Below are 11,512 nucleotides of genomic sequence, written 5' to 3'. Positions count from 1 at the left end.
TTTATATTAGTCTTGTAAAATACATAATAGAAGTGCTGCAAACGATGGGTAATTTCCATCCTTTAATGTTTGAACGTGCCTTACAAATAATTCATTTTGTAAATAGGCAGCACGGTCTCTTTTTTTTTCCACACTATCAGCAAGCAAATTAACTTCTAACTCATGACCGCTTTTAAATAATATAATTGAATCTTTGTTTATACCTTTCTTAACAAAGAAAATGTGAGCTAAATTGACCCATATACAGTTTGGGCTTTTCGGTGATTGCATTGGGATGAACATCATATTATGAATGAGTGAAATAGACAATGGAAGCATCTGTTTCGCCTTTAAGATAAGTTTGGCTGCTTGTCTATTTCCATTATAATCCCCTCCATAGAAAGCACAAACCCTTATCAATAATTTCTTAGGCGACTCATAAACATATTTAACTGAGCTTACTTCCCTGACCTCTGAACAAAGACAACCTTCATCATTGTAATAAGGTACGATCGCTTCAACATCCGGATGGATCATATACTTCTTTTTTACACTTTTCAAATATACTCCCTCCCAAATAATTTGCTCAATATTTCACAATGTATTGCAAACTAAAAAATAATTTTTCACCTCCACTACCATTACTATCTATTGGACAAATCTGATGATGTTAAAGTTTACAAAGAGGGATTACTTAAATTGTTCAAAAACCCCTTCAATTGTCATTATACACAAGTATCCAACAAAATTGTATTAAATTTTTAGAATATTTTTAAAATTATTACTCTCTATTCTATATTGTTCAAATTATAGAAAACGTGAGAGCCCGTAGCATCTTCGCTATAACAAGATACTCTCACGCTTATATATCTATCGAATCAACTTGTTGTTACTTCTTCTTGTAAATTTTTTTCAACCTCACGCACTGCCACATGAAATTGTTCAATCTCTTCTTCCAATGCTTTTTCCATTTCACGATATCTAGTAGAGATACTACTGCTCGTTAAATCATACAGTACAGCGAACTCTTGTTGAGTTTTCGTGTGGACTTTCGTTACTTGAGTTACTAAATAATGAAGTGATGCAGCATAGATACGCTCATTACGAATCTTTGGCTCCTTATATTCACAATATTTAGCCCATAACTCAATTGCAAATTCGATAATATCGCCCGGTAATTCTTCCTTATTCATCATTTCTTTTAACAAACTAGCAACAGACTCTTCCTTTTCATTCTTCCATTCGATTTTCTGATCGGGACGAACGTCTAGCTGACGATATAAAGACTCCCAAATCGTTTGTAGATAAGATTGACGTAACCATTCTACAGAGCTTTGTTGCCCACTATCCTTATACATATGGAAAAGGTGTTGCAATACTAAGTTGCTATCTGCTGAAGTAATGTTAATAATATCTTTGAAGAACACATGACTATCCTCAAATGACAGCATAAAACCAATTAACATATTACCTTGCTGCGGTAAACGATCTTCGGCAACTACTCTTATAGAACGTTGCTCACCTGTAAAACAATCTGTCAAAGCAATGACATTATCTGCTACATTATTCACTTCACCTACAACAGGTTCACTGACTGTCCAACTTTCGATGATATGACGTACACGTTCACGTTTCCACTTCGATGCATTTTTCTCACTATATTCTTGTAATACTGTTTGACCAAACTCTGTAGGCTCATGCAAAATCGTCCAAAGCATTGCTTGAAACGTAAACATATCTTTAGCAGAGCTTGGTACATCAAGGTCTGTCATTAATTCATTCACTTTGTCTCGCATTGGTTGATCATAATATTTGATTGCATAATCGATTAACTCTGTTTGTGCTATTGAAACATCAGCTTCAACAAGTTTCTCAATTGAAACAGTATTCCCGTTCATACAGCATTTTTTATATTTCTTTCCACTGCCACATAGACATGGATCATTTCGATTTATTTTACTCAATTTTACTACATCCTTTCGTGCTAACAATAAGTAAGGGAGCTACATTAAGTAGCAGCTCCCTTTTTCAAAAAATATTATAACTCCAACTAGTTAATATAGAGACTGGGGAATTACATTAAACGAATATTATCATACCATATTAATAAAACATCTTCTAATTACTCATAATTTTCTTTGTACTTTTATCACGTGTCAACTGAGGATAAGACTTCCATTTTAAAGCTTAGAAAAGTCAATGATACTTATGTGAAAATCAAACGTCAGTAATTACCTGGTTGGTTCATCTAACCATCAGCGGGGGATGAAGATCTCCACTGATGGAAGTTTCCCTTTATTATCCGAACATTATGAATGACTACTTCAGTTTTCAATAGTAAACTTCATCAGCGACGATTTTTCCATCTCACGTTCTGCAGCAGATTGTACATTTTTTTCTACGATCAGTGTGTAGGTTTCCCCTTTTTTATATCCCCCTTTAGGTGGATATATGTATAAGATTTTACCGTCATCAGATAAATCATATTCTATCGATACCTTTTCATAGTTCTCATCTAAAATAAATGTATTCGAACGATTAAAACTACTTTCTTTCATCACGACATTAAATGTTAGGCTCCAAACCTTATCAACTGGAACATCTGCCTTACTGTCAATGATCGTGTATAACTGGGTTTGTAGTGCATCCAGTGGTTGAATTAACCCAAAACCATAATAAGGGTCTTTTCCTTCAACACCTAAATCCTTAGCAGTAGTCGATAAAATTTGCAATATATCTTCTTGATTTAAATCTCGATTAAATGATTTTAGAACTGCTGCCGTTACCGTGACAAAGGGTGCAGCATAGGAAGTCCCAGAACTATAATAATACTCATCATTCCCCATAGTCGTAAAGATATTTTCACCGGGAGCAACGATATCAACGTGATTATTATAATTCGAAAACTCCGATCGTTCGTTATTCTTACCGATCGCACCTACAGAAATAACATCGTCATATGAAGCAGGATAATTGATTGTATCATCGCCATCATTTCCTGTAGCAGCTATTACTATAATTCCTTCGTCTATAGCAGCTTGTATCGCTTTTTCTTCAAGTGCAGAATAACGATTTGCAGCCATACTAATATTTATAACATCAACACCCTGCTCAATCGCGTAATCTATTGCACGAATCACATTGCTTGATGTTCCTTTGCCATCCTCACCAGCTATTTTCAACGGAAGAACCTTGATAGGTAGATGTCCTCCAATACTTGCCGAACCGAACTTATTGTTGACATCTGCGGCTATTATAGTCGATACTGCAGTTCCATGACCATTCATATCACTAATGTCGCTATTATTATCTAAAAAATTGTATCCACCAGGAGCTATGTGCCCCTTCAAATCAGGATATTCAATTTCTAGACCGCTATCAATAACAGCTACAACAACTTCATTTTCAGACTCATAATTCCATAACAAAGGGATGTTAAGATAAGGTAAGCTCCATTGATAGGATAAATAAGGGTCATTTGATGTTTTTTGAATAGAACGTGGTTTGTCTTCTTCAATCATGACATCTGATTGAATTCTCACTTGTTCTATAAAATTTTCAGTAGTTTCATTGTCTTGTAAGTTCATAATGGAAACACCTACATGATTTAAGTATTCAACCTCACTAGTTTTCAATATTGAAAGAGGAAGTTCCCCACTATGCCCTTGAACGAGGACTGCGTTATTTATATTATCTAATGAATCAGTATTTTTGATACCTTCAGCATTGGTACTTTCAGAAATAGCTACCCACATAATAAAAAATGCGATGATAAGTCTAGTTGTCTTTCTCATTACAGTCTCCTCCATATTAATAGATTAGAAGGATTATAGCATAGTGCCCATAGACTAAACGATTACACTTTTATTACAAGATGTTGTAAAATTATTAACATTGTATACAAGCTGTTCTGCTCAAAGAAAAAGCTCTCCTCATACTCGTTAAACAATTTGTTTGAGGAGAGACAACTATCTTGATAAGTAAAAAATAACTATAAATAAAAACAGATCATTTGTAGTGAATTTCGACAGTGTTAATTAACTCCTGTATTAATTCATCTGGTGCTTTGATCTCTAACATTTCTACCTTCTCTCTCATACTCTGCAAAATCTCGACAAGCTGTTCTGCATCTAACCCCTTCATACTTACACCTCTTTTATCTTCAATAAAACGTTGTTATTGTAGTATTTTACCATACAACCTATTAATTTTTTGTGAAAAATGGTAGAATATCTTTAATAAATGGAGGTGCACTTATTTTGATTCGAATGAAACAATTACTTTCAGGTGCTTTAACTTTAGGAATCCTTTTTACTTTTCAACCGGAAATACAAGCACAATCAGATATTGAAAACCATTGGGCGAAAGACACGATCGCAACTTGGATCGATAAAGGCTGGATCTCAGGTTATGATGAAGAAACATACCTTCCAAATAAACCTGTAACTCGCGCTGAATTTGTCACATTTATTAGCCGTAGCTTTAACCTTAGTGAACAATTTGATATTGATTATATAGACGTCAATAATACAGACTGGTTCTACGGTCAATTACAATTATCAGCACCATACATATCTGGATATGAGGACGGTTCGTTCCAACCAAACAAGACGATTACTCGCCAAGAAGGTGCAGTAATATTAGCTCGACTTATTTCTGCTGAACAGGCAAAGGGTCAAGAGCTAACTTTTAATGACATTGACTCTGTCAGCAGTTGGGCTAAACCAGCCATTCAACTAGTTGTATCAAATGGCTTAATGGGTGGCTATCCAGATGATACGTTCCAACCGAACCAACCAATTACGCGCGCTGAAGCAATCGTTACACTAAATCGTTCACAAAATTTTGTGAGCAAACATGTTCAAGAAGAAGTCCAAGAAAATGTTAACAATCAAGAAGAAGCACCAAATGAACCAGCAGTTGACGACTCTAATACAGATGCTGCAACTACACCTACAAACAACACTAGTTCTCCTGATGGAAATAAAGGAGACAATGATAGTTCAGATAGCTCAGAAAATGATGAAAAATTAGAAATACTAAGCGCCACTGTAAAAGTTGGCGGAACAAACTTAAAAGCCAAGAAAATCTCAGATGGTACGTTTGAAGTTAAGCTTCCTGATGATGATAAAGCAAAGTTCACTCATTTTACGATTAAAGGAACTGAAAACATTGATAGCCTCGAAGCATCTATTTATCCGGTTTCTAGAGAAATTGAATTTGAAAACGGTAAAGCAGAAATGAGTATTAGCAAACTTTTAGGCTCATTTGATAATGGGGGAGATGGTGTCTCCGTCCAAAAAATAAAAGAATCTATGGATGGAGATTCTTTCACTATTAAAGGTGAAGTAACTGGTACAAACGGTGAGACTAAACCATTAAAACTAATCCTTAAGAAATAACCAATTCTAAACTGCCTGGTTCTTATTCAATGAGAACCAGGTTTGATTTATTATGGAGGAATAATATATGAAGAAGATTCTACTTTCTCTCATGGCAGTGATTGCGATCACCTTAGGAATCCTTTGGTTTAATTACTCAAAAATTGAGATTGACTTAAACGATGCAGCTGTAAAAGAGATTACAGATTCAAATTTCGAAGTGAAACTGCCACTTGAGATTGAGGAAGAAACAACTGAACAGGAAATTGAAGACCCAGAAATAGAAAAGAAACAACCTACTACTAGTCAAGTTGATAGTACGCAAATAATAGATGATCATAATGAGTCAATTTCTGAATCAAATTCAAATAATGCTAAAGAAACAGAAGATAATTCGATAACTACAATAAAACAAAATAAAGTTACAGTTAATCAAATTAAAGGACGCTACATGCCTGTCTTTAAAGATCTTGAACGACAATCAAATGCCAAACTCGATCAGCTTCTTTCAGCAGCCTATCAAGAATATAAAACAAAGAAAAAGAATGGCGAAGAAATTTCTTATATGTACTTCTACAAAAAATATTCCTCTGCAGGACTTCAATTAGAATCGAACACAGACGCTGCTTTCCAGCAAATCTACAATGCTCTTGAGCAAGAACTTGATCAAGAAGGCTTCGATCGAGCTGAAGCAAAAGAGTTCAGAAATATATATGAACAAACGAAAAAAGAGCGCCGCAGTTCAATATTAAATAATGCAATGGGAAGTTTTTAAAAATTCTATATTCAAATAAGAATAACTCACCACCATTTGAAGTAACTCTTTCTTAGTGGTGAGTTATTTTTATTTTACATAAACTAGAACTAGACCATACTTGATCTAGCTCTTTTTGTTTAACATTTCTGCAACCTTTTGTTCTAACATATAGTAATAAAGACCTTAATATCCGTTAACATCTATTAACCTGGCTATAAAAAATGCCACAACTATATGACAAATACATGCTGCATATTCCCCAGTGAGATTATACAATTGTTTTAAGATATCAAGTAATCGTTCTATTCTTCTTAATTTTCGGGATTATAATGTGATACATCATAATTGCGACAATTAATCCAACTATTCCACCAAAGCAGTCCAACAATACATCTTCAATTAGTGGTGTTCGATTTTCAGTGAAGGATTGGTGATACTCATCTAATGCTGCATAAATACCTGTGACTAGTAATGCAATAAGACTCTTCATACCTAGTTTGAGAGCAGTAACATTTAACGCTCGAAAAATCAAAAAACATAACATAAAGAACACACTAAAATGTGCAAATTTGCGAATGAAAAATTCGATAAACTTTGTCGTTCCAAGTGCTTCAATACTAACTTCTTTATTTGCATAGTATACCTTAACATCCTCAAACCTCTTTGCAACTTGCTCTTCATCTATGTATTTCGACAATGTTGGTTTCAAATCTTGCTTCTCATACGGCTGAGCAGAAAAACTAAAAATAATGGCTGCCCCAATGAAGACTGGCAGCCAATAAATTACGATAGATTTCAATAAAATCCTCCTTATTTGATGTTCTATATAAGTTTGTTCTTTGTCAAATCATTATTATATGCTAAGTTTCTCACCCATTGATTAATCTTACCGTTCTTTATTTATCGATACATTAATGGTTACATTTTATAGAGAAGTATCACTTTGGAAACTATATTTCCACCTCATACTTATAGTTTCACCAATGAATTAGCTTGATTTTTTTCATGAATGTAATTCATGACAGATTCATGTAAATCTTCACGTTCTAATGCAAAGTCAATCGTTGCTTTAATAAAACCAAACTTATCACCGACATCATAACGATTTCCGTCGAAACGATACGCAAGCACAGCTTGATCTACATTTAACGTTTTAATTGCATCAGTCAATTGGATTTCGTCACCTGCACCCGGAGCTACATTTTCTAAAATAGGGAATATTTCTGGTCTTAATATGTAGCGCCCCATAATTGCATAGTTTGAAGGAGCTTCTTCTCTTAATGGTTTCTCTACTAAAGTTTGAACATTAATAATACCTTGCTCTAACGGTTCTCCCTTTGGCGCAATAATCCCATACTTCGATACATCTTCATCTTTCACTTCCTGTACACCAACAACAGAGGAATTATAACGTTCAAATACGTCAATCAATTGCTGCAAACATGGTTTTTCCGAACGGACAATATCATCACCTAACATAACTGCAAATGGTTCATCACCGATAAACTTACGCGCACACCAGATCGCATGACCAAGCCCTTTTGGTTCTTTTTGACGAATATAATGTATGTTCGCTAGATTAGAAATTTCCTGAACTTCGACTAAACGATCAATTTTATTTTTCTTTGCCAACGTCTCTTCTAGTTCATATGACTTATCAAAATGGTCTTCGATCGCCCGTTTGCCACGCCCGCTTACAATAATAATATCTTCTATTCCAGAAGCGACGGCCTCTTCAACGATGTATTGAATCGTTGGTTTATCAACAATCGGAAGCATTTCCTTAGGTTGTGCTTTCGTTGCAGGCAAAAACCGTGTTCCCAAACCTGCAGCTGGGATTATAGCCTTTTTCACTTTCATCTTACTAATCACCTTTCTACATATATCTATATCTTTTTTCCTATTATTGTATCATATTGTAGATTTCACAAGTAAAGTTTTTTATTAATTATGAATGACTAACTACCTCTTAATTTCTGATATGAGACTATATATGGCTTGATTCTCTTAACTCTGTATTCTAGAAATTAACAAATTAGATGTAACTACTAATTCATACATACCTGTCCTTATCTCCGCTCGAATGACGGGTCATTTTTCATCGACTGAAGGTAAAGTGGTCTTCATTAACAGTACCTCGAAATTGAACTTGGAACCATTTTCAACCATTAATTAACTCTTTCTCAATAGTCAGTGTCCCACCATAAATATGTTCAATGATCCTTTTTATATTAAAACGAAACACACCTATTGGATATACCTCATTTCCCTCATATGTAGTTAGTGGAATCAAGTTAGCATTCAGCTCTAGTTCTCTATAAATTCATTTTTATAAATAAAAAATACAATATTTTACATATTATTTCATTCCATTATATTTACCTATGAGTAGCCGATCCAAACTGGGTTATTCTAGCTATGAGTTCTACTTCTCTTAGCTTGATGACGAAGTGACAGTACGATATTAAATCAGTACAATGTTATATCTTTATCACTTCACCGAAGTTCAGGTGGGTTACTTAATAATCGTTCAATTCCTTCAATGATGTCACCAATATAAGTAAAGTCACGGTAAAGATCACTTTCAAAATCACCATTATTAAATACCTTAATTGGTTCACTTGCATAATACTTATTTACAAATCCAAAATAGCCCATATCTTGTCGACCCATTGAACCGTAAATTGTAAATAACCGAAACCCTATAGTCGGTATTTTATAAAGGTGACTATACGTATGAGCCATCAATTCATTGGATTTCTTTGTAGATGCATATATTGAAACTGGATTATTAACAAAATCTGTTTCCTCAAAAGGAACCTTTTTATTGGCTCCATAAACAGAACTAGATGATACATATACAAGATGGCCCACTGGATAATATCTACAAACCTCCAGATTATTATAAAAGCCAATAAAATTACTCTGGATATAGACCTTCGGGTTCTCTATCGAATACCGTACTCCAGCTTGAGTAGCTAAGTTTACTACTACATTGGGCTCGTAATTCCCAAAAACATCCATGACTATATCCTTATCTGATATGTCATCTTTAATAAAGGTAAACTTCTCATAAGGTTCCAGCTGGTTCAGTCGTTTGTGCTTAACTTTACACCATAGTAATTATTTACATTATCAATACCAATTACCCGGCAGACTTTTTCTAATAATTTCCTAGACAAATAGAAACCAATAATTCCATCTGCCCCTGTGATTAGGTATATTTTACTGACATCAAGAGTTTTGTAGTTCAAAATTCTTCGACTCCTTTATACCTTCTCTACTTGAAGGTCTTCTTATAATAGAGTGATATTCCACCTCTGCCTCTTCCATATCTCCCACATTATAAATATTTTTTCCGTCATATACTAATGGATTTCTCATTAATTTACTGTAGGCTTCAGGCGTTACAACTTTTATCTCTTTCCATTCAGTAAAGATAAAACAAACATTTGCAACTTCTAGAGCATGATCGATACTAGTAACATACATGATACTGCCAGTTCCATTTGGGCCTTCTGGGTAAGCTTCAGCAAAATTTTCCGATCCAACAAGATCATAAGCATAGATATTCGTGCCCTGTTCCAATAATAAAGGTACATTTTGAAGGGATGCTGCTTCCCTTAGGTCATCATAAAAGTCAAGCCTAATACTGCTACTTTAAGACCGTTAAAGTTAATCAGCCTTTTACTAGCTTTCTTGTATAACATAGTCTTTTGCTTTCTGTTTACATCGATAGCAGCCTTAATAATTTTAAGCTCATATCCGTTTTGTCTAGCAATGTATTCCTGTGCCTTTGTATCTTTAGGGAAGCATCCCCCGCCAAAGCCAATCCCTACATTTGGAAATTTACTACCAATTCGTTCGTTAAAACTCATTCCTTTAACAACATCTTGAATATCTGCACCGACTATTTCACAAAGGTTAGCAATATCATTCATATAGGAAATCTTAAGAGCAAGGAAGTCATTTGATGCATACTTAATCATTTCAGCAGAGCGTCTGTTTACAGAGACAGTAGATAAATGAAATGGCTCATAGATTTTCATAAGTAGGTCTTCAGCCCATTTGCTTTCTGTCCCAATGATAATTCTCTCTGCATGGAGTGTATCATTTACTGCTGAACCTTTTGCTAGGAATTCTGGATTGGAATAATCTACTTCTACTTTCACATCATTGATTACAAAATCCTGAATAAACTGTTCTACTTTATCATTTGTACCAACCGAGACAGTTGATTTAACAACTACTAGCGCCGTGAGGAAGTATGGATAAAAATACGCAAAATATAAATTTAAATACCAGAGTTTCTACTATTATCTAGAGCGGTTTTCCTTGCTCTGCTCCACTCTATCTCCTCAATAATTTTTTTTAATGAGAATTTCACTCTATAAAACGCAAAAAATGACCTACCTCCCTGAATTGAGAGATAAGCCTGATTGATCGTTTTTCTTCTATAATAATGAGCCTTTTTCCTAGAAACTATATCCGTTATGAAACTTGTTTAGTATACCTGCATTTCGGGAAGTTGCTGCAACCGTAGAATGATCCGTACTTCCCCTTCTTCATAGTTAACCCACCACCACACTTGGGGCATACATTTTGTTGAGTATCTTCTTTTTCTTTCCGCACCTTTTCTTTACGGTTATTTTTTATATCTGAAACATGCTTTTTCTTAACCTGTTTCTTCTTGTTCTTATCTGTAATGATTAAACCTTCAAGTGCTCTATTGATTTCTTGTAACTCAGAAGAATTGATCCTTTGAACATTCCACTCCTTGATGACTTTTGTTAATTGTGGAAATTGGATAACCCTAGCTGATGTAAAGTCTTCTTTGAACTTTAAAGTAGAGTTTTGAGAGAAGGCAATAATAGAATATATAAACTCAAAATCTTCTTTATCTATGTATTTATTGATTGCTTGTATATGACCATAATTTTGCCAGAGTGGATTGAACAATTTTTCTTTTCGTTTATAGATTGTCTGAGTCCAATATCTCTGATTTTCCTTCCCAAATATCCATCCTTGATAATGCTTCGTTTCAATTACAAAGATTCCATACGGTGATGTAACTACATGATCCACTTGGGTAGTTCCACCATCACCATTTGGCACATAAAGATCGTGGTAGATTTTATAATTCGTTCCTAGTTTATTTAGTTCTTTATTTACATACCACTCTCCTATCGCACCTTTAATAACTGGATACCTTAACTTCAACATGATGATTCCAGCTAAAAGTAAGAGAGCGAATATTATCGGGGCTAAGAAAAACAGTATTGGTAAAAGTACAATAATGGCTAGTATTATGATTATCTCTTTTTTCATGCTAAGCACTCCTTTACAATTTAGATTTTAAATTATTCACTTCATAATTTTACCATTAAATTAATGG

At 34.3% G+C, this 11,512-nt stretch carries 9 protein-coding genes and 2 pseudogenes; 2 read left to right on the top strand and 9 right to left on the bottom strand.

Going from position 1 to position 11,512, the window contains the following annotated elements; translation table 11 throughout:
- Positions 1-6: 6 nt before the first annotated feature.
- The 4 genes from BFG57_RS11855 to BFG57_RS19430 form a co-directional block, all read right to left on the bottom strand.
- Positions 7-540 (bottom strand): competence protein ComK, encoded by a 534-nt coding sequence (locus BFG57_RS11855; RefSeq protein WP_069717703.1) that lies wholly within the window; start codon positions 538-540, stop codon positions 7-9.
- 317 nt (positions 541-857) lie between these two features.
- Positions 858-1,943 carry a cyclin family protein gene (locus BFG57_RS11850; RefSeq protein ID WP_069717702.1) on the bottom strand — a complete coding sequence of 362 codons (1,086 nt, stop codon included), beginning with the start codon at positions 1,941-1,943 and terminating at the stop codon, positions 858-860.
- Between the two features lie 360 nt (positions 1,944-2,303).
- Positions 2,304-3,773 (bottom strand): S8 family peptidase, encoded by a 1,470-nt coding sequence (locus BFG57_RS11845; RefSeq protein ID WP_069717701.1) that lies wholly within the window; start codon positions 3,771-3,773, stop codon positions 2,304-2,306.
- 214 nt (positions 3,774-3,987) lie between these two features.
- Entirely contained in the window at positions 3,988-4,122 is a 135-nt protein-coding gene (locus BFG57_RS19430) for a hypothetical protein (RefSeq protein WP_281186677.1), read from the bottom strand.
- Between the two features lie 125 nt (positions 4,123-4,247).
- Here BFG57_RS19430 and BFG57_RS11840 point away from each other — a divergent pair, with 125 nt between their 5' ends.
- Together BFG57_RS11840 and BFG57_RS11835 are read left to right on the top strand one after the other, a co-directional pair.
- Entirely contained in the window at positions 4,248-5,381 is a 1,134-nt protein-coding gene (locus BFG57_RS11840; protein WP_245676752.1) for an S-layer homology domain-containing protein, read from the top strand.
- 67 nt (positions 5,382-5,448) lie between these two features.
- Positions 5,449-6,135 (top strand): hypothetical protein, encoded by a 687-nt coding sequence (locus BFG57_RS11835; RefSeq protein WP_069717699.1) that lies wholly within the window; start codon positions 5,449-5,451, stop codon positions 6,133-6,135.
- Between the two features lie 271 nt (positions 6,136-6,406).
- On the opposite strand, the gene BFG57_RS11830 is transcribed toward BFG57_RS11835, so the two are convergent.
- From BFG57_RS11830 to BFG57_RS11810, 5 genes and pseudogenes are all read right to left on the bottom strand, one after another.
- Positions 6,407-6,916, bottom strand: a complete 510-nt coding sequence (locus BFG57_RS11830) for a VanZ family protein (protein WP_069717698.1) — start codon at positions 6,914-6,916, stop codon at positions 6,407-6,409.
- 170 nt (positions 6,917-7,086) lie between these two features.
- Positions 7,087-7,977: a UTP--glucose-1-phosphate uridylyltransferase GalU gene (gene galU / locus BFG57_RS11825; RefSeq protein WP_069717697.1), complete on the bottom strand. Its 891-nt coding sequence runs from the start codon at positions 7,975-7,977 to the stop codon at positions 7,087-7,089.
- 648 nt (positions 7,978-8,625) lie between these two features.
- Positions 8,626-9,371, bottom strand: a pseudogene (locus tag BFG57_RS11820) (NAD-dependent epimerase/dehydratase family protein); the annotation flags it as partial.
- Positions 9,352-10,370 (bottom strand): annotated as a pseudogene (locus BFG57_RS11815) (UDP-glucose dehydrogenase family protein); the annotation flags it as partial. The pseudogenes BFG57_RS11820 and BFG57_RS11815, both read right to left, overlap by 20 nt.
- A 238-nt stretch (positions 10,371-10,608) precedes the next feature.
- Positions 10,609-11,445, bottom strand: a complete 837-nt coding sequence (locus BFG57_RS11810) for an NERD domain-containing protein (protein WP_083249222.1) — start codon at positions 11,443-11,445, stop codon at positions 10,609-10,611.
- Positions 11,446-11,512: the final 67 nt, after the last annotated feature.

The sequence above is a fragment of the Bacillus solimangrovi genome (genome assembly GCF_001742425.1).
Lineage (GTDB): Bacteria > Bacillota > Bacilli > Bacillales > Bacillaceae_N > Bacillus_AV > Bacillus_AV solimangrovi.
The sequence above is the reverse complement of the archived record's forward strand: the minus strand, read 5'-3'. Positions and strand labels throughout refer to the sequence as shown.